This window comes from Inquilinus ginsengisoli (assembly GCF_031453975.1).
In the GTDB taxonomy this organism is placed as follows: Bacteria; Pseudomonadota; Alphaproteobacteria; order DSM-16000; family Inquilinaceae; genus Inquilinus; species Inquilinus ginsengisoli_A.
The window spans coordinates 94,963-113,825 of record NZ_JAVDPW010000014.1 but is presented as its reverse complement, the minus strand read 5'-3'; the positions used below and the strand labels follow the sequence as shown (position 1 = coordinate 113,825).

At 70.9% G+C, this 18,863-nt stretch carries 18 protein-coding genes and 1 riboswitch; of the genes, 6 read left to right on the top strand and 12 right to left on the bottom strand.

Annotated elements, in window-relative coordinates; all coding sequences use genetic code 11:
- Positions 1–64 precede the first annotated feature (64 nt).
- Complete coding sequence (locus E9232_RS31930; RefSeq protein ID WP_309801220.1) at positions 65–238, bottom strand: hypothetical protein; 174 nt, start codon at positions 236–238, stop codon at positions 65–67.
- 49 nt (positions 239–287) lie between these two features.
- Entirely contained in the window at positions 288–1,460 is a 1,173-nt protein-coding gene (locus E9232_RS31925; RefSeq protein ID WP_309801217.1) for a calcium-binding protein, read from the bottom strand.
- A 242-nt stretch (positions 1,461–1,702) separates the two neighbouring features.
- On the opposite strand from E9232_RS31925, the gene E9232_RS31920 reads away from it, so the two are divergent.
- The 3 genes from E9232_RS31920 to E9232_RS31910 all read left to right on the top strand — a co-directional run bounded on the left by E9232_RS31920 (position 1,703) and on the right by E9232_RS31910 (position 6,112).
- Positions 1,703–2,863 carry a helix-turn-helix transcriptional regulator gene (locus tag E9232_RS31920; RefSeq protein ID WP_309801215.1) on the top strand — a complete coding sequence of 387 codons (1,161 nt, stop codon included), beginning with the start codon at positions 1,703–1,705 and terminating at the stop codon, positions 2,861–2,863.
- Positions 2,864–3,028: 165 nt separating this feature from the next.
- Complete coding sequence (locus E9232_RS31915) at positions 3,029–4,312, top strand: CynX/NimT family MFS transporter (RefSeq protein WP_309801214.1); 1,284 nt, start codon at positions 3,029–3,031, stop codon at positions 4,310–4,312.
- Between the two features lie 144 nt (positions 4,313–4,456).
- Entirely contained in the window at positions 4,457–6,112 is a 1,656-nt protein-coding gene (locus E9232_RS31910) for an L-lactate permease (RefSeq protein ID WP_309801212.1), read from the top strand.
- Positions 6,113–6,184: 72 nt separating this feature from the next.
- Here E9232_RS31910 and rpsD read toward each other — a convergent pair whose 3' ends face one another.
- The 4 genes from rpsD to E9232_RS31890 form a co-directional block, all read right to left on the bottom strand.
- Complete coding sequence (gene rpsD / locus E9232_RS31905; protein WP_309801210.1) at positions 6,185–6,799, bottom strand: 30S ribosomal protein S4; 615 nt, start codon at positions 6,797–6,799, stop codon at positions 6,185–6,187.
- 157 nt (positions 6,800–6,956) lie between these two features.
- Positions 6,957–7,721, bottom strand: a complete 765-nt coding sequence (locus E9232_RS31900) for an ABC transporter ATP-binding protein (RefSeq protein WP_309801209.1) — start codon at positions 7,719–7,721, stop codon at positions 6,957–6,959.
- A complete protein-coding gene (locus E9232_RS31895) occupies positions 7,718–8,758 on the bottom strand; it encodes a FecCD family ABC transporter permease (protein ID WP_445351996.1) in 1,041 nt (346 codons plus the stop codon). Before E9232_RS31895 ends, E9232_RS31900 begins: the two co-directional genes overlap by 4 nt.
- 7 nt (positions 8,759–8,765) lie before the next feature.
- Positions 8,766–9,809 (bottom strand): ABC transporter substrate-binding protein, encoded by a 1,044-nt coding sequence (locus E9232_RS31890; protein ID WP_309801207.1) that lies wholly within the window; start codon positions 9,807–9,809, stop codon positions 8,766–8,768.
- A 33-nt stretch (positions 9,810–9,842) separates the two neighbouring features.
- Positions 9,843–10,075: riboswitch (cobalamin riboswitch) on the bottom strand.
- Between the two features lie 168 nt (positions 10,076–10,243).
- Here E9232_RS31890 and E9232_RS31885 point away from each other — a divergent pair.
- Genes E9232_RS31885 through E9232_RS31875 form a run of 3 tightly spaced genes read left to right on the top strand, consistent with a single transcriptional unit; the run spans position 10,244 to position 11,780 of the window.
- Complete coding sequence (locus E9232_RS31885) at positions 10,244–10,867, top strand: PadR family transcriptional regulator (RefSeq protein WP_309801205.1); 624 nt, start codon at positions 10,244–10,246, stop codon at positions 10,865–10,867.
- A gap of 10 nt (positions 10,868–10,877) precedes the next feature.
- Entirely contained in the window at positions 10,878–11,360 is a 483-nt protein-coding gene (locus tag E9232_RS31880) for a Fur family transcriptional regulator (protein WP_309801201.1), read from the top strand.
- A 48-nt stretch (positions 11,361–11,408) separates the two neighbouring features.
- On the top strand, positions 11,409–11,780 hold the full coding sequence (locus E9232_RS31875; protein WP_309801199.1) for a hypothetical protein: 372 nt from the start codon (positions 11,409–11,411) through the stop codon (positions 11,778–11,780).
- An 8-nt stretch (positions 11,781–11,788) separates the two neighbouring features.
- On the opposite strand, the gene chrA is transcribed toward E9232_RS31875, so the two are convergent.
- The 6 genes from chrA to E9232_RS31845 all read right to left on the bottom strand — a co-directional run bounded on the left by chrA (position 11,789) and on the right by E9232_RS31845 (position 18,846).
- Entirely contained in the window at positions 11,789–13,186 is a 1,398-nt protein-coding gene (gene chrA, locus E9232_RS31870; protein ID WP_309801197.1) for a chromate efflux transporter, read from the bottom strand.
- Between the two features lie 9 nt (positions 13,187–13,195).
- Complete coding sequence (locus E9232_RS31865; protein WP_309801195.1) at positions 13,196–14,068, bottom strand: chromate resistance protein ChrB domain-containing protein; 873 nt, start codon at positions 14,066–14,068, stop codon at positions 13,196–13,198.
- Between the two features lie 76 nt (positions 14,069–14,144).
- Positions 14,145–14,921 carry an RNA methyltransferase gene (locus E9232_RS31860; protein WP_309801194.1) on the bottom strand — a complete coding sequence of 259 codons (777 nt, stop codon included), beginning with the start codon at positions 14,919–14,921 and terminating at the stop codon, positions 14,145–14,147.
- Positions 14,921–16,513 carry a citramalate synthase gene (cimA, locus tag E9232_RS31855; RefSeq protein ID WP_309801193.1) on the bottom strand — a complete coding sequence of 531 codons (1,593 nt, stop codon included), beginning with the start codon at positions 16,511–16,513 and terminating at the stop codon, positions 14,921–14,923. Before cimA ends, E9232_RS31860 begins: the two co-directional genes overlap by 1 nt.
- Positions 16,514–16,517: 4 nt before the next feature.
- Positions 16,518–17,903: a cysteine--tRNA ligase gene (gene cysS, locus E9232_RS31850; protein WP_309801192.1), complete on the bottom strand. Its 1,386-nt coding sequence runs from the start codon at positions 17,901–17,903 to the stop codon at positions 16,518–16,520.
- Positions 17,904–18,012: 109 nt separating this feature from the next.
- Entirely contained in the window at positions 18,013–18,846 is an 834-nt protein-coding gene (locus tag E9232_RS31845; protein WP_309801190.1) for an NYN domain-containing protein, read from the bottom strand.
- Positions 18,847–18,863 lie beyond the last annotated feature (17 nt).

Below are 18,863 nucleotides of genomic sequence, written 5' to 3'. Positions count from 1 at the left end.
GAGGAAGCCTCTCCTGTTCAATCGCAGATTCCATCCAACCTGCGGCAAAACAAGGTGCGCGACATCAGCCGAACGGATGATGCGCGCTGTCCGGATAGCGCGCATTTTTGCGGATTCCTCTTGGCCGGGACTCTCGGCGGAAGAGCGGATGGATCGGGCGGACGCAATCCTCGGTGCGGTGCAGCAGATCTGCGACGACGCGGTGTGCCCGCCCCCGGCCAAGCGCGATCGCGGCCATCGCCCCCACCGCCAACGCCCTGTGTGGGATGTTCCAGTCCGACAGGCCGCTACAGCACGAAATCCGCGGCCACCAATGCGATGGTGCCGGTGGCGCGGATCTGGAAGTCGGCGACGGCGTCGCCGTTGACGTCTCCGTAGATCGAGCTGACGCCGCCGGCGCTGACCGCCCGCAGCTCGCCGGCATGGTGGGTGAAGGCCGCGGCGGCGATGAAGGTGAAGACCTGGTTGCCCGCCACTGTGGTCCTGGCATCGATCGAGACCAGGTCGATGCGGTCGCCCTGGGCATGGCTGAAATCGCTGATCTGGTCGGAGCCGCCGCCGACCGGGCTCTGGCCTACGCTGCCATAGGTGAAGCGATCGGCCCCGGCCCCGCCGGCCAGGGCATCCCGGCCGCCGAGCCCGATCAGCACATCGTTGCCGGCGTTGCCGACCAGCACGTTGTCGGTCGAAGACCCGATCAGCCCGTCATTGCCGCTGCCGCCATAGACGCCTTCGATCGCGCTGAGCGTGTCGCCCTGGGCGATGCCGCCGATCCCGGTCTCGGCCGCGAGATTGACCCCCACCCCGGCCGTCGCCTCGGAATACATTGCGGTGTCGAAGCCGCCGCCGCCGTCGAGCCGATCGGCCCCGGCGCCCCCGCGCAGGGTGTCGTTGCCGTCGAAGCCGACGATCCAGTCGTTGCCCGCCCCGCCGTCGATGCCGTCGCCACCGGCACCACCATAGACCAGGTCGTTGCCGGCCTCGCCGCGGATGACATCCACCCCTTCGCCGCCCCACACCACATCGTCGCCGGCGCCGGCCTCCACCCGATCGTCGCCCAGGGCGCCGAAGATCCGGTTGGCCACGGCGTTTCCGATCAGGTGGTCGTCGCCCGGCCCGCCCAGGGCGTCGATCCCGGCGCCGATCTGGATGGTGTCGTGGCCGATCCAGCCGGCGATCCGCTGGTTCGCCGTGCCGGTGTAGATGTCGTTGGCGTCGGTCAACGACGCGGCCGTCCCGGGAAGGGTGGTGACGAAGACGTCGAACTGCGCGGGAAAACTGTCCACATGGAGATAGACGGTGCCGGTGAAACCCGCCGTGTAGGACAGCGGCGCAGCCCGCTGCGTGCCGTCCAGGGCGGCCAGCACGGTGCCGGCCGCATTGCAGACCTCCAGCCTCGGCTCACCGCCGTGGAGCGTATCGGTGTCGCCATAGATCTGGTAGTTGACGCCCGCGGTCACGGACAGCCGGATTCAGGCCCCGGTGTCGAAATCCTCGATCTCGCCGGATAGGGCGCCCGCGGTGCGGGTCAGGTCCCAGTCCAGGTCGAGGGTGGTGCTCGGAACGGTCGCCATGACTCTTCCCCCTGCTGGCAGTGGCTTCGGTCGCCGCGGCCGAACGGATGACGCGGGCTGTCCGGAAAGCGCGCATTTTGCTAGGTTTGTTCGGAACGGGCGCAATCGGCTCTTGCGGCGGGGCGCGGATGGATCGGGCGGACGCAATCCTTGGAGCGGTGCAGCGGATCTACGACGCCGCGGTGTCTCCCGACGCCTGGCCCGGCGCGATCGCGGCCATCGCCGCCGCCGCCAACGCCCCGCGCGGGTCGCTGCTGGTCGAGAACCGGCCGCAGCAGCGGGCCGAGCTGATGGTCGGCTGGCAGTGGGATCCCGCCCATCTCGCCCGCATGTCGGCGCCCGGCGCCCGCCGGATGGCCCCCTGGGCAGCGGGGCTGCCGCTCGGCCAGGTGGTGCGCAGCCTGGCCCTGAAGACCGAGCACGACTTCGTGCGGTCGGAGTTCTACAACGAGGTGGTGCGGCCGAACGGCGACTTCTACGGCGCGGTGGCGCTGGTCGAGCGGACGCCGGCCCACAGCAGCTACGTCGCCGTCCGCCGCGTGCTGGGGGCGGAGGATTTCGCCGATGGCGACGTCGCGGCGCTGCAGGCGATGGTGCCCCATCTCGCCCGCGCCCTCGACCTGCGCCAACGCCTCGACAGCGCCGATCTCCGCGCCGCCTATGCCGGCGCCGCGCTCGACCATGTCGATCTCGGCGTGATCCTGGTCGATGCCGCGGCGCGGCCGATCCGCCTCAACCAGCGGGCTGAGTCGATCATCGCCCAGGCCGACGGCCTGTTCTCCGGGCCGACCGGCCTGATGGCGGCGCTGCCGGACCAGACCCGCCGCCTGCATCACGCCATCGCCACGGCCGCCGCGGCCGGCGCCGCCACGGCCGGGATCGACGCCGCGGCCCGCGCCGCCGGCGCCGGCATCCGGCTGCGCCTCTCGCGCCCGTCCGGCGCCCAGCCGCTGATCCTGACCGTGATCCCGATCCGCGAGGTTGCGGCGGAGCGGCGCCTCGGCCCGGTGCCGCGGGTGACGGTCTTCGTCGTCGACCCCGACCGGACCGATGGCCCCGCCCCCGCCGTCTTGCGGCAGTTGTTCGACCTGACCGCGGCGGAGGCCGCGGTCGCGGTCGAGATCAGCCGGGGCGATGGGCTGCCCGCCGTGGCCGAACGCCTGGCGATCGCGGGCAGCACGGCCCGGACCCATCTCGCCCGCATCTTCGAGAAGACCGGCACCGCCCGGCAGGCGGAACTGGTGCGCCTGCTGCTGCAATGCGGCCTGCCGTCGATGCGCGACGACTGAGCGGCCGCACCCCGCCGGGGGCCCGCGGTCATGCCGGGACAAGGACCCTGGCATGACGAGGTGGACGGCGCGGCCAGCTTCCACTTCGGTCCAGAATGGCGTTCAAGCGCACCGCTTCCCGTCCCGCGGGAGGCGGCAATCATTCGCGCGATCAGGAGGCCCGCCTTGTCGATAGCCGAGCAGCATCGGAACGCCCCCGGCGCGGCCCCCCACGACCTGTCCGATGATCTGCTGATCGACGCCGAGATCGACGACCTGCCGGCGCCCACCCGCCTGAAGGCCGGGCTGCTGCTGGTGGTCAGCCTGGTGCTGATCGCGATCAACCTGCGCCCGGCGCTGTCCAGCCTGGGGCCGGTGCTGAAGGAGATCATCGCCGACACCGGCCTGTCCGCCGGCGGCGCCAGCCTGCTGACCACCGTCCCGGTCGTCTGCCTCGGCCTGTTCGGCATGCTGGCGCCGCGGATCGCCCGGCGCCTGGGCACCGAGCGGGCGGTGCTGGCGCTGCTGCTGGTGCTGGCCCTGGGCACCGCGCTGCGCGGCCTGGGCACCCCCGCCGCGCTGCTGGTTGGCGCCATCCTGGCCGGCGCCGGCATCGGCGTCACCAACGTGCTGCTGCCGGGCATCGTCAAGCGCGACTTCCCGGACAAGGCGGCGCTGATGACCGGCGTCTACACCATGGCGCTGTGCGCCGGCGCCGCCGTGGCCGCCGGCGCCACTTTGCCGATCGCCCGGGCCGCCGGCGGATCCTGGGCCGTGGCCCTGGCCTTCTGGACCATTCCGGCGGTGATCGCCGCGGCGGTGTGGCTGACCCAGATCCCGCCCCGCCAGGGCCAGGCCGGCCACGCCGGCGTCACCGTGCGCGGCCTGTGGACCGACCCGCTGGCGTGGCAGGTGACGCTGTTCATGGGGCTGCAATCCTCGCTGGCCTACAGCGTCTTCGGCTGGCTGGCCCCGATCCTGCGCGACCGCGGCGTCGAGGGCGTCGCCGCCGGCATCATGGTGTCGGTCTCGATCATGGTGCAGGTCGCCGCCGCCCTGGTGGCGCCGTCGCTGGCGACGCGCGGCCGCGACCAGCGGCTGGCGGCGCTGCTGTGCATGGTGTTCTCGGTCGCCGGCTTCTGGGGCTGCATCTTCGCGCCGCTGGGCACGGTCTGGCTCTGGGTCGTGGTGCTGGGCATCGGCCAGGGCGCCGCCTTCGCCGTGGCGCTGACCCTGGTGGTGCTGCGCAGCCGCGACGCCCATGTCGCGGCCCATCTGTCGTCGATGTCCCAGGGCGTCGGCTACACCCTGGCCTCGGGCGGGCCGCTGTTGATCGGCCTACTGCACGACTGGACCGGCGGCTGGACCGCGCCGGGCCTGCTGGTGCTGGGCATCGGCCTCGTCGCCGGCGCCGCCGGCATCGGCGCCGGCCGGGCCCGCCAGGTCGCCGCGATCGTCACGCCGCGCTGATTCGACGGCCGGCGGCGTTCGAACCAGAACCCAGTCCTAGGAAGAAAGGCAGCCATCCGGCCCAAAGTCAGGGATGATTTGACAACACATCCGCATCGCCCGCAGCCTTTCCGCAACAAAAGGTCGGACAAGGGGGAGAGGGCGATGTGGTCGCAGGTCTATAATCCCTTCGGCAGCATGGCGGCGTCGACGCTGGTGGCCGCCATTCCCATCGTCGTCCTGCTCGGCAGCATCGGGCTGTTCCGGGTCAAGGCGCACCTGGCCGCGGTGCTCGGCCTCATCGCCTCCCTCGCCGTCGCCATCATCGGCTTCGGCATGCCGGCGCAGATGGCAGGGATGGCCGCCGTCTACGGCGCCGCCTACGGGCTGTTGCCGATCGGGTGGATCATTCTCAACGTGATCTTCCTGTATCAGCTGACCAAGGAGAAGGGCGAGTTCGAGGTCCTCAAGGACTCGATCGCCGGCATCACCCGCGACCGCCGGCTGCAGCTGGTGCTGGTGGCCTTCTCCTTCGGCGCCTTCTTCGAGGGCGCGGCCGGCTTCGGCACCCCCGTCGCGGTGACCGGGGCGATGCTGATCGGCCTGGGCTTCGCGCCGCTCGCCGCCTCCGGCCTGTCGCTGATCGCCAACACCGCGCCGGTGGCCTTCGGCGCGCTGGGCACGCCGCTGATCGCGCTGGCCGCGGTCACCGGCCTCGACCTGCTACAGCTCAGCGCCATGGTCGGGCGGCAGCTGCCGGTGTTCTCGATCATCGTGCCGTTCTGGCTGATCTGGGCCTTCGCCGGCTTCCGCGGCATGCTCGGCGTCTGGCCGGCGCTGCTGGTCGCCGGCGTGGCCTTCGCCGTGCCGCAGTTCCTGGTCTCGAACTACCACGGGCCCTGGCTGGTCGACGTCGTCGCCTCGATCGTGTCGATGGGCCTCTTGGCCCTGTTCCTGAAGGCCTGGCATCCGCGGCAGCTGTGGCTGGGCACCGGCCCGGGCGGCGGCGCGGCCGAGGCGGAGGCACAACAGGCCCATGGCAGCCCCTCGGGCGGCGCGGTGGTGCGCGCCTGGCTGCCCTGGGTGATCCTCAGCGTCTGCGTCTTCCTGTGGGGGCTCCCGCAGGTCAAGGCGGCGCTGGACGGCCTGTCGATGGTCGCCCTGCCGGTCGCCGGGCTGAACGAGCTGGTGCAGAAGGTGCCGCCGGTGGTGGCGGCCCCGACGGCGGAGAAGGCGGTCTACCTGCTGAACTGGCTGTCGGCCACCGGGTCCGGCATCTTCGTCGCCGCGGTGATCGCCGGCTTCGTCATGGGCTATTCCCCGCTCGGCCTCATCCGCATGTACGGGCGCACCCTGTGGGTGGTGCGCTTCTCGCTGATGACCATCGCCTGCATGCTGGCGCTGGGCTTCGTCACCCGCTACTCCGGCACCGACACCACGCTGGGCCTCGCCTTCGCCGCCACCGGGGTGCTGTACCCGGTGTTCGGCACGCTGCTGGGCTGGCTGGGCGTCGCCCTGACCGGGTCCGACACCTCGTCCAACGTGCTGTTCGGCGGGCTGCAGAAGGTGACGTCGCAGCAGCTGGGCCTCAACCCGGTGCTGATGGCGGCGGCCAACAGCTCCGGCGGCGTCATGGGCAAGATGATCGACATGCAGAGCATCGTCGTCGCCTCGACCGCCACCCGCTGGTACGGGCATGAGAGCGACATCCTGCGCTACGTCTTCTTCCACTCCATCGCGCTGGCGCTGCTGGTCGGCCTGCTGGTGCTGGGCCAGGCCTATCTGTGGCCGCTGACCCTGATGGTCCCCGGCAGCGGCTGACCGCCCGCCGCATGCACAAACAAAAAGGGGCGCCCGCAGGCGCCCCTTTTCCCGTCGGTCAGCCGGCTGAAATCAGCGGCTGTAGAACTCGACCACCAGGTTCGGTTCCATCTGGACCGGATACGGCACGTCGGCCAGGGCCGGGCTGCGGATCAGCTTGCCCTTCATGGAGCCGTGATCGACCTCGAGGTAGTCGGGCACGTCACGCTCGGATGAGGACACGGCGCCGAGCACGACCGGCAGCTCGCGCGACTTCTCCTTGACCTCGATGACGTCGCCTTCCTTGACCTGGTAGGACGGAATGTTGACGCGCTTGCCGTTGACCAGGATGTGGCCGTGGTTGACGATCTGGCGCGCCGCGAACACGGTCGGCACGAACTTCAGGCGGTAGACCACGGTGTCGAGGCGGCGCTCGAGCAGGCCGATCAGGTTCTCGCCGGTGTCGCCCTTGCGGCGCACGGCCTCGTCGAACAGGCGGCGGAACTGCTTCTCGCCGATGTTGCCGTAGTAGCCCTTCAGCTTCTGCTTGGACATCAGCTGCGTGCCGAAATCGGTCGGCTTCTTGCGCCGCTGGCCATGCTGGCCCGGGCCGTATTCGCGGTTGTTCAGGGGGCTCTTCGGACGGCCCCAGAGGTTGACGCCAAGGCGGCGGTCGATCTTGTGCTTCGAATTCTGGCGCTTGCTCACGCGCGCATTCCTTCTCTCGATATTGTCCCGGTAGGCCCTGCCGACGGCAAGGCGGGGCGCCGGCTCACGCACCGGACCCACGTTCCCAGGAATGGAAGCGGTGAAAAAGCCCATTCCGGACCGATTGTCAAGCCTGGAGGCGCGTGCCGGGCCACCGCTAGCCCGGGAGGTAGTGAATATGGGGCCGGCCGTGATGCGGCGAAACCTCGACATGGGCGCGCACGCCGAACACGTCGCGGATCGTCGCCTCGGTCAGGATCTCCTCCGGCGCGCCGGCGCAGACCACCCGCCCGTCCCGCAGCAGCGCCACCGCGTCGCAGAACATCGCCGCCAGGTTGAGGTCGTGCAGCGCCACGATGCTGGTAGCCGGCAGCCGCCCGACCAGCGCCAGGATCTCGAGCTGGTGCTGCACGTCGAGATGGTTGGTCGGCTCGTCCAGCAAGAGCTCGGTCGGGGTCTGCGCCAGGGCCCGGGCGATCTGCGCCCGCTGGCGTTCACCGCCCGACAGGGTCTGCCACAGCTGGCCGCGCTTGCCGGCCATGCCCATGCGCAGCAGCGCGTCCTCCACCGCCGCGTCGTCCTGTGCGGTCCAGGGCGACAGCGGGCCGCGATGCGGGGTGCGGCCAAGGCGGACGACGTCGAGCACGGTGACCTGGGCGTCGGTCGCCGCCTGCTGCTCGACCAGGGCGACGCGGCGGGCGATGGCGGCGCGCGGCAGGCCGGCGATGTCGGCCCCGCCCAGCGTGACCACGCCGCTGGCCACCCGGCGCAGGCGGCAGATCAGGCGCAGCAGGGTCGACTTGCCGGCGCCGTTCGGCCCCAGCAGCCCCAGCATCCGGCCGGGCTCCGCCGCGAGGGTGACGCCATCGACGATCATCCGGCCGCCGGCGGCCCAGCGCACGTCATGGGTGGCGATGGTCATGCCGTCCGCCTCGCCCGGTAGAGGATGATGGCGAAGGCCGGGGCGCCGAACAGGGCGGTGACCACGCCGATCGGCAGGATCTGCTGCGGGATGATGATGCGCGAGACGATGTCGGCCAGCACCATGAAGATGGCGCCGATCATCGCCGAGGCCGGCAGCAGCCTGATATGGCCGGGCCCGACCAGGAAGCGCGCCGCATGCGGGATGACCAGCCCGACGAAGCCGATCGACCCGACGATGCTGACCATGGTCGCGGTCATCGCCGCGGTGGCCCCGAACAGCACCAGACGCACCCGGGTCACGGCGATGCCGAGCGACGCCGCGGCATCGGCCCCGAAGGTGAAGGCGTCGAGCGCCCGGGCGTGCAGGATGCAGATGGCGAAGCCGGCCAGGGCGACCGGCGCCGCGACATGGGCGTCCGGCCAGCGCACGCCGCCGAGGCTGCCGAGCAGCCAGAACATCACGCCGCGCGCCTGTTCGGCGTTGGCCGAGGTGGTGACGATATAGGAGGTCAGGGCGTTGAACAGCTGCGACCCGGCGACCCCCGCCAGGATGATGCGGTCGGTGCCGCCCCCGGCCCCGGCCGCCAGCAGCGACACCAGGGCGAAGGCCAGCACCGCGCCGATGAAGGCGCCGCCGGAGAGCGAGATGGCACCGCCGCCGAATCCCGCGATCATCACCGCGACGGCGCCGGTCGACGCCCCGGCGGAGATGCCGAGGACATAGGGTTCCGCCAGCGGGTTGCGCAGCAGCGCCTGCAGGATGGCGCCCGACAGCGCCAGCGCCGCGCCGCTGCAGGCCGCCACCACGGCGCGGCTGAGCCGGTAGTCCCAGATTACGCCTTCCTGGATCGGGCTGAGCGCGAAGCCCATGCCCAGCAGCCGGTTGCCCAGCGCCTGGAAGGTGGTGGCCAGCGGAATCGCCATCTCGCCGATCGACACGGCGACGCCGATGGCCGCGACCAGCACGGCCACGGCGAGGACCGTGGCCAGGGCCCGCAGGCCCCAGCCACCGCCGAGGATCGGCCCCCGGATCACGCCCGGATCACTTCGCCAGCCCGAAGGCCTTGATGCCGTTCGCCAGCGCCTCGATGCCGTCGACCGCGCGGATCGACGCCTCCATCGCCTGGACGTCTATCAGGACGAAGTGCCTGTCGCGCACCGCCGGCAGCTTGCTGACCACCGGGTCGGTCGCCAGGAAGTTCAGCTTCACCGCCGGGTCGTCGGCGGCATAGCGGCGGCGGCTCATCTCCGCGATCACGATGATGGCGGGGTCCGAGGCGGCGACCTGCTCCCAGCTCACCGACGGCCATTCCTCTTCCGTCTTGATGATGTTGCGGGCGCCGAGCGTCTGCATGATGTAGGCGGGCACGCCGTTCTTGCCGGCCATGAAGGCATCGCCCTGGACCTCCTTGCTGGAGAACCAGAACACCACCGGCACGTTGCTGCCCTTGACGCCCGCGACCTCGGCAATGGCGGCGGCCTCGCGCTGCTTCAGCCGGGCGACCAGCGCGTCGCCGCGGTCGCCGACATCGAAGATCGCCGCCAGGTCGTGGACCTCCCGATAGACCAGATCCATGCTGAACAGCTGCTTGCGCACGCCGTCGCCGCCACCGCCGTTGTCCTTCTCGACGCAGTCGGCCGGCGCGACGTAGGTGGGGATGCCCAGCTCGGCGAACTGCTCGCGCGTGCCCACCGAGCCGTTGGGGCCGACATGCCATTCATACTGGGCGGTCACCAGGTCGGGCTCCTGCCCCACCACGGATTCGAAGCTGGGGTCGTTGTCGGCCAGGCGCTTGATCTTGTCGTTGGCCGCCTCGTAGCCCTTCAGCACCGGGCCGAACCACACGGCGGTGCCGACGATGCGGTCGGCGAGGCCGAGCGACAGCAGGATCTCGGTGCTGCTCTGCCCGATCGACACCGCCCGCTGCGGCGCCTTGGCAAAGGTGACGTCGACGCCGCAGTTGCGGATGGTCAACGGATAGTGCGTCGGTTCGGCCGAGGCGGCGGGCGCCAGGCCGAACAGGGCGGCGGCGACGGCCGCGGCCGGGATGAGCGAACGAAAGGTACGGTGGGGGACGGCCGTCATGATGCCTCCTGCCCGGGCCACCCCGCCCGGGAAACGGATTGCGCTGCGACGGCAGGTCTCCTGGCTCGCGGATCTTGGCTTCGCGTCTGCCTTCCCACCGGATCCGGCTTCGGACCCAGCAGTGGCATGGCGCCTCGTCGGAGAGGCGTCACGAGGACGTTCGGCGATCCGCTGACAGTTGCGGGGGCAGCCACGGACTCCGCGCGGATGCGCGTCACCGTGTTCCCTTTTGATCCCGTGCGGGAACCGTCGGGGCGATGTGTATCGCCCCCGTCGCGGCGCGGTCAATGGACGCTGGACGCCAAGGCTGCCCGGCCCCTGCGGTTCTTGCAGGCAGGGTCCGAAGACACATCTTTAGATATATCTTGAAACCCATCTCAAAGAGACCTATCTTCCGATATATCGAATTCTAAAGGAGAGTTTCGATGTTTGGAATGAGAGGCCATCGTGGCCAGCGCGGCGAATGCGGCGACGGGATGTGGGCCGGGGGCCGTGGCCGCCGGATGTTCGGCCATCACGGCGGCGGCGAAGGCGGCGGCCGCGGCTTCGGCGGCGGCGACATGATGCGCGCCGGCCGGATGCTGGCGCATGGCGACCTGCGCCTGGTGGCGCTGACTCTGATCGCGGAGCAGCCGCGCCACGGCTACGAGATCATCAAGCTGATCGAGGAGAAGACCGCCGGCTGGTACAGCCCGAGCCCCGGCGTGGTGTACCCGACGCTGACCTATCTCGAGGAGGCCGGCTACGTCACGGTCGAGACCGAGGGCACCAAGAAGCTGTACACCATCACCCCCGAAGGCCGGGCCTATATCGAGGAGAACCGGTCGATCGTCGATGCCATCCTCGGCCGCCTGTTCGCCATCGGCGAGAAGATGGCCCGGGTGAACCGGGCGTTCGGCGGCGACCGCGAGCGGTCCAGCCGGCTGCCGGCGCTGGTCCATGCGGCGCTGGACAATTTGCGCGAGGTCGCCGGGCACAAGATCGACGGCGATGCCGAGGCCGAGACCCAGATCGTCGAGATCCTGGCCCGCGCCGCGGCCGAGATCCGGCGCGGCTGAGGGCGGCGGCATGAGCCCCGCCCCTGCCCTTCCCATAGCGACCCTATCGGCCCCGGCCGAGGCTCGGCTGCGCGATGCCGGGCTGCGGCCGACCCGGCCGCGCCGCATCCTGCTGGCGGTGCTGGCCGAGGCCGAGCGCGCGCTCGACGCCCAGGAGATCCTGGGCCGGGCGCGACGGCTGGATCCGCGGATCAGCCTGGCCACGGTCTACCGCTTCCTGGCGGCGCTGCGCCGGGTCGGCATCGCCGGCTGGTGGAGCGAGCCGGCCGGGCGCCTGGCCTATGGGCCGGTCGCCGTCGCGGCCCCGCCGGAGCGGCTGACCCTGGGCGACGTCCAGCTGCGCGCGGCGCTGGCCGACGTGCTGCGGCAGTTCGGCTACCGCCTGATCCGCGCCCGCGTCGATCTGGCGGTCGAGCGGCTGCATCCCGAGGCACCGCTGGCCGAAGCATGGCCGCAGACGGCCCGGGTCCCCAGTCTGCTCGACCGGTTCTAGGCCCGGCACGGCCGCCGGGCGGCATCGCATCGGACAGGGAGTCGCCGCATGGCGGACGGCCTGCTTCTTCTCGCGGCGCTGCTGCTGATCGTCACCGCCGCCGTGCATTCGGTAGCGGGCGAAAGGCGGCTGATCGGCCCGCTGCTGACCCGCCGCGACGGCATCCTGGCCAACCGCCTGGCCCGGTTCGTGCTGCGCTTCGCCTGGCACATCACCAGCATCGCCTGGGCGGTCATCGCCGTGATCCTGCTGGCGCTGGTGCTGGCCCCGGTGGCGGTGCGCTGGTGGGCGGCGGCCGCGACCGGCGCAGCCTTCACCGCCATCGGGGCGTTCACCGCCATCTCCAGCCGCGGCCGCCATCTCGGCTGGCCGTTCCTGACCGGGATCGGCCTCACCGCCCTGGCCTCGCTGCTGGCCTGAATTCCTCCTCACGCCGTCAGCCACAAGAGCGCGGCCCCGGCGGCTGCGCTGCCGATCAGCGTCGGGATCATGCCGACCCTGAAGTGCAGCATGGCAACCATCGAGGCCCCGGCCAGGCAGGCGGCCCGCCAGTCCAGAGACGAGAGGACGGGCAGGTCGGGGCCGACGCCGAGTACCTCGACCGTCACCACCGCGCGGAACATCACATGCAGCGCGAACCAAAGGGCCAGGTTGAGGATGACCCCGACCACGGCAGCGGTGATGGCCGACAACGCCGCAGAGACGGCGCGGTTGCCGCGCAGCGTCTCGACATAGGGCGCACCGAGGAAGATCCACATGAAGCATGGGGCGAAGGTGACCCATGTGGTGAGAAGGGCGCCGAGGCCGCCGGCGACGATCGGGTTCAACCCGCCGGGGTCTCGGAACGCCGCGAGAAAGCCGACGAACTGGAGCACCATGATGAGGGGCCCCGGCGTCGTCTCGGCCAGGCCGAGACCGTCGGCCATCTCCCCCGGCCCGAGCCAGCCGAACGTGTCGACGGCCGCCTGGGCGACATAGGCCAGCACGGCATAGGCGCCGCCGAAAGTGATCACGGCCATCGTGCTGAAGAAGCCGCCGATCTGGGTCCACACGCTGGCTGAGCCTGTGAACGCCCACACCAGCACGACCGGCCCCAACCAGAGGGGCAGCCAGATCGCCAGCACCCGAACGGCGCGGGACCAGGACGGCTCGGCATGGGTCAGTTCGCCGCGCTCGAACATCGCGTCGACCACACCGACAAAGGCTGGCCCCGCTGCACCGGCCTTGTGACCGGCGCCGGTGAAGGATGCCGGCGCATGCCTGCTGCCGATCCAGCCGATGATGCCGGCCGCGAGCACGATGATCGGAAAGGGTATCCTTAGCGCATAGATGCCGACGAAGGCCGCCGCTGCGATGGCGATCATCGCGCGATTTTTGAGCGCCCGGCGGCCGATGCGGATCACAGCCTCTATGACCACGGCCAGGACCGCGGCCTTCACGCCGAAGAAGATCGCGTCGACCACAGGCACCTGCCGGAAGCAGGCATAGAGGATGCTGAGGCCGAGCATCACGAACGCGCCCGGCAGCACGAACAGGATGCCGGCCACCAGCCCGCCCGCCGTCCGGTGCAGCAGCCAGCCGATGTAGATCGCCAGCTGCTGCGCCTCCGGTCCCGGCAGCAGCATGCAATAGTTCAGCGCATGCAGGAACCGCTGCTCGCCGATCCAGCGCCGCTCATCCACCAGCATCCGGTGCATCAGCGCGATCTGGCCGGCCGGCCCCCCGAAGCTGAGAAGACCGATCCTGGCCCAGACCTTCAGCGCCTCGCCGAAACTGGGCCGGGCGGCCTCCGAGGATCCGGAGGCCGCTGTCGAAATCGTGGACATGATCCGCCCTCACGCCGGCTTGGTGGTGGAGGGCCAGTTGTGGGTTTCCTCGGTCGCGTCCCTGCACCAGCGATACAAGGCATCGTAGAGCACCATGCTGGCGTCCAGCTGCTCCAGATCGTCGCGGAACATCCGCGACAGGCCGAGGGCGGCCGCCAGGAAGCCGGCGGCCTGGGGCACGAGGTCGAGCCGGGCGGTGTCGGCCGCCCGCACGATCACGGCCAGGCGATCCAGGGCCTCGGCCCGCAGCCCGAACTCCCCGACCATCGTGTCGAAGGTGCAGGTTTCGCCGCGATGACTCCAGAACACACCATCGATGTCGAAGGGCGTCGCGCCGAACCGGTCCGCCACCAGGGGCACCTCGGCGGGCGCCACGAACAGGAAGACGGCATCCGGATCGACGAAGCGGCGGATCAGCCAGGGGCAGGCGATGCGATCGACCTTCGGCCGGGCGCGCGTCACCCAGACCGTCCGGCCCGAGGCATCGCGCGGCGGCAGCTTGTCGACGGAGACCAGAAGCCCGCCGGCATCGCGCCAGGCCTCGAAACCGCCTTCCAGCGACTCCGCCTCGGCGCCCTCATGGCGCAGCCAGGCCGCGACCCCCTGGCTGAGCTTCTGGCCGCGCTGGCAGACGACCACGACGTGCCGATGGGCGAACCCGGAGGCCCACGCCGGGACCGCCTTGAAATCGCGGCGGATGGCGGTGGGCAGAAGCCGCGTGTCGGCGTCGTAGTCCTCGTCCGTGCGCACGTCGACGATCATCGGCGCCTTCGGCATGCCGATGAGGCGGGAAAGCTGAGAAACGGTGATTTCAGTGTTCGATGGCATGAGCGTCCGTCCCGTGTCGGGAGCATGGACGCGATATTCAGGCTGTCGCCTCACGGGGCAATCGCGAATAACCCCTTGCCATCAGGATACGCAGAAGGCCGCGCCTGTGCAACGTCAGACGGGGCGCGCCCTACTCCCCGCCCGATTCCTTCCGCAGGCCGGACAAGGCGACGATGATGCCGTGCAGCGTCCGCACCTCTTGGGTCGACAGCTGGGCCCGCTGCAGGAAGGCGCGGATGTTGCGCTGCATGCTCGGCCGCTTTTCCGGCACCCGGAAGAAGCCGCGGGCGTCGAGCGCCTGTTCGAGATGCTCGAACATGTTGACCAGTTGGTCCTTGGTCGCGGGCGGGGTGTCGTCCTCATAGGACAGCTGCCGTTCCGGCGTCGCGTCGCCGGCGGTGAACCATTCGTAGGACACCAGCAACACGGCCTGGGCCAGGTTCAGCGAGGAGAAGGCCGGGTTCAGCGGCACGTTGACCACAGCGTCGGCCAGGGCGACGTCGTCATTGGTCATGCCGGCCCGCTCCGGCCCGAACAGAATGCCGCAATTCGTGCCCACGGCGTGATGCGCCCGCATCTCCTCCGCCGCCCGGCGCGGCGTCACCACCGGCTTCAGCTGGTCGCGCAGCCGCGCCGTGGTGGCGTAGACGGCGGTGAGGCCGGCGATCGCATCCTCGGTCCGCTCGAACACCCGGACCTGGTCCAGCACGGCGTCGGCGCCGGAGGCGGTCGGCACCGCCCTGGGGTTCGGCCAACCGTCGCGCGGCCGCACCAGGCGCAGGTCGGTCAGGCCGCAATTCAGCATCGCCCGCGCCGCGGTGCCGATGTTCTCGCCCATCTGCGGCTCGATCAGGATGATCGCCGGGCCGCCGGTGCGCGGCGTCTGGGTCTGGTCGGTGCCGGCCATCAGATCGGGGCGGCGCCGGAGCGCAGCAGCTTGGTGGTGAAGCTGTCGCCCAGCGCCTCGAAGGACGCGTCGATGATGTTGGTCGAGACCCCGATGGTCGACCAGCGGCTGCCGTCCGAATCCTCGGTCTCGATCATCACCCGCGGCATGGCCCCGGTGCCGTCGTTGGAGCGGAGGATGCGGACCTTGAAGTCGACCAGGCGCAGCGGCTTCAGCGCGGGATAGGCCGGCTCCAGCGCCTTGCGCATGGCGTTGTCGAGCGCGTTGACCGGGCCGTTGCCGAAGGAGACCTCGTGCAGGGTCCTGTCGCCGACCCGGACCAGCACCGTGGCCTCGGATTCCTGGACGATCTCGCCGCGGGCGTTGAAGCGCCGCTCATCGACCACGGTGAAGCGCTCCATGGTGAAGAAGGACGGCACCTGGCCCAGCATGCGCCGGGCCAGCAGCTCGAAGCTGGCGGCGGCGGTGTCGTAGGAATAGCCCTCGAACTCGCGCTGCTTCACCAGGTCGACCAGCCGCTCGACATTGCGGTCCTTGGGGTCGATGGGAACGCCGATCTCGGCGAAGCGCGCCAGGATGTTCGACCGCCCGGCCTGGTCGGAGACCACGAGGTGCCGGCGGTTGCCCACCCGCTCCGGCGCCATGTGCTCGTAGGAGCGCGGATCCTTGGCGATGGCCGACGCGTGCAGCCCGCCCTTATGGGCGAAGGCGCGGCCGCCGACATAGGGCGCGCTGGTCTGCGGCGCGCGGTCCAGCCGCTCGTCGAACCAGTGGCTGAGCTCGGTCAGCGAGGCCAGCCCGGCCTCGGTCACCCCGGTCTCGAAGCCCATCTTCAGGGCCAGGGTCGGGATCAGGGTGATCAGGTTGGCGTTGCCGCAGCGCTCGCCCAGGCCGTTCAGCGTGCCCTGGACCTGGCGCACCCCCGCCCGCACCGCCGCCAGGGTGTTGGCCACGGCGTTGCCGGTGTCGTCATGGGTGTGGATGCCCAGCCGGTCGCCCGGGATGTGGCGGGCCACGGCGGTGACGATCTCGCTCACCTCATGCGGCAGGGTGCCGCCATTGGTGTCGCACAGCACCACCCAGCGCGCGCCGGCCTCGAACGCCGCCTTGGCGCAGGCCAGGGCGTAGTCCGGGTTGGCCTTGTAGCCGTCGAAGAAATGCTCGCAGTCGAAGCCGAGCTCGCGGCCGCGCCCGACCACCTCGGCGACGCTGTCGCGGATCAGCTCGATGTTCTCCTCGCGCGGGATGCCCAGTGCGATGTCGACATGGAAATCCCAGGTCTTGCCGACGATCGAGATCGCCGGCACGCCGCTGTTCAAGAGCGCCGACAGGCCAGGGTCGTTGGCGGCGCTGCGCCCCGGCCGCCGGGTCATGCCGAAGGCGGTGAACAGGGCGTGGTTCATCTTCGGCGGCGCCGCGAACAGCGCGTCGTCGGTCGGGTTCGCGCCCGGCCAGCCGCCCTCGACATAGTCGATGCCCAGCGCGTCCAGCCGCCGGGCGATGGCGATCTTGTCGGCGACCGAGAAGTCCACGCCCTGGGTCTGCGCCCCGTCGCGCAGCGTGGTGTCGAACAGGTAGAGCCGCTCGCTCATCGCCTCACCATTCCCGGCGCCACAAGGTGCGGTCCGGCTTGTCTTCGAGCGCGACGCCGGCCGCGACCAGCTGGTCGCGGATGCGGTCGGCCTCGGCGAAGTTCTTGGCCGCCCGCGCCGCCCGCCGGTCGGCGATCAGCGTCTCGATCTCGGCATCGGTCAGGCCCGCCCCGGCCTTGGGCTGCCAGCGGAACCAGTCCTCCGGGTCCTGCTCCAGCAGGCCCAGCAGCGCGCCGCCGGCCAGGATCTCGCCCTTCAGCCGGGCCTGCAGCACCGGATCGGTGGTCTTGTTCAGCGCCCCCGCCAGATCGTGCAGCGCGGCCAGGGCCTGCGAGGTGTTGAGGTCGTCCTCCAGCGCGCTGCGCACCAGGTGCGGCGCATCCTTCGGCTCGATCGCCGCCACCGCCCCGGCGCCGCGCAGGGCGCCGTACAGTCGGTCCAGCGCCGCCCGCGCCTGCCGCACGCCCTCCTTGGTGAAGTCGAAGGGCTGGCGGTAATGGCCGGATAGCAGGGTGTAGCGCAGCGCCTCGCCGGGGAACTCTTCCAGCAGCTCGCGCGGCGTGTAGAAGTTGCCGAGCGATTTCGACATCTTCTCGCCTTCGGCCATCAGGAAGCCGTTGTGCAGCCAGTAGCGCGCCATGGCTGGGGTGCCGTGGGCGCAGCGGCTCTGCGCGATCTCGTTCTCATGGTGCGGGAACACCAGGTCGATGCCGCCGGCATGGATGTCGAAGATGTCGCCGAGATGGGCGGCCGCCATGGCCGAGCACTCGATATGCCAGCCCGGCCGGCCGCGGCCCCAGGGGCTGTCCCACCCCGGCTGGTCGTCGGCCGATGGCTTCCACAGCACGAAATCGGCCGGATCCCGCTTGTAGGGCGCGACATCCACCCGGGCGCCGTCGATCTGCTCGTCGCGGTTGCGGCGCGACAGCTGGCCGTAATCCGGCATCGACGGCACGTTGAACAGCACGTGGCCCTCGGCGGCGTAGGCATTGCCCTTGGCAACCAGGGTGCCGATCATGTCGACCATCTGAGGGATATGCTCGGTGGCGCGCGGCTGGATGTCCGGCACCCGGGCGCCCAGGGCGGCCATGTCCTCGGCGAAGACCTCGCCGGTGCGCTGGGTCAGCGCGCCGATGGTCTCGCCGTTGGCCTTCGCCCGCTCGATGATCTTGTCGTCGATGTCGGTGATGTTGCGGACGTACGTCACCCGCGGATACTGCGACCGCAGCAGCCGGTACAGCACGTCGAACACCACGATCGGCCGGGCGTTGCCGATATGGGCGTAGTCATAGACCGTGGGGCCGCAGACATACATGCGCACATGGCTCGGGTCGATCGGGACGAAGGCTTCCTTCGTCCGGCTGAGCGTGTTGTGCAGGGTGAGCGCCACGGGTCGGAATCCTACTGGTCTGGCTTGCGGTCCGGCCGGTCGGTCGGGACCGCGACGATTACCAGATCAGGCCCGTGGCGTCCAAGGTTCCGGCCGCAAGGCAGCCCGGTCAGCGACGCTTGCCGAACCAGCCCTTGCGCTGCGGCACCACCGGCGCGCCGGCCATCAGCGGCGGCCCGGCGGGGCCGGCCTCCGGCTCGTCGAACTGGGCGGTCAGCGACGGGCGGTGGGCGCGGGCCTGGGCGGGCTGGCGCGGCGCCTCGGTCGCCATAGCCGGGCCGAGGCGGCCGGGCTTCGCGACGGCGGGCGGGCCGACGCGCAGCCGCGGCGCCGGCTCGGCCAAGCGCGGAGTCGGTGCAGGCTCCGGGCGCAGAGCCGGGGCTGGTTCGGGCCGGCGGGTGGCCGCGGCCGGGCGGGGAGCCATCGGGAGCGTGGCCGAGAGCCGGGCCGGTATTGCGGCGGGAATCGGGCGGCCGAGGAGCGCGCAATCGACGAAGCGGTCGCATTCCGCCTGGAACAGCGGGTCGGTGCGGCGGGCCGGACCGATGCCGATCACCTGCCGGCCGTGGCGGCGCAGGCTGCGCACCAGCGGCAGCAGCGCGGCGCTGCCGGTCACCAGCACGACGGTGCCGACATCGCCGTCGATCAGCGCGACCTCCAGGGCGTCGACCACCAGGCGTAGCGCGGCGGCGTCGCGGCCCGGCTCGGTCTCGGTGGTCTGGACCTGGTCGAAGCCGTGGCGGTGGGCGACGCTGCGCAGATCCGGCAAGGCCGCCCAATCGGCATAGGCGATGCGCCGGGCCGGGCGGCAGACGGTGTCGAGCGCGCCGAGGATACGGGCAAGGCCCTCCGGCTCGTCAGCGGCGAGCGAGGCGACATCGAGGAAGACCGCGGCCACCGGCAGCGCCGGGGTCTCTTGGGCAGGCGAAGTCTCGTCGGTCATGATCGCTTCTTAACCCG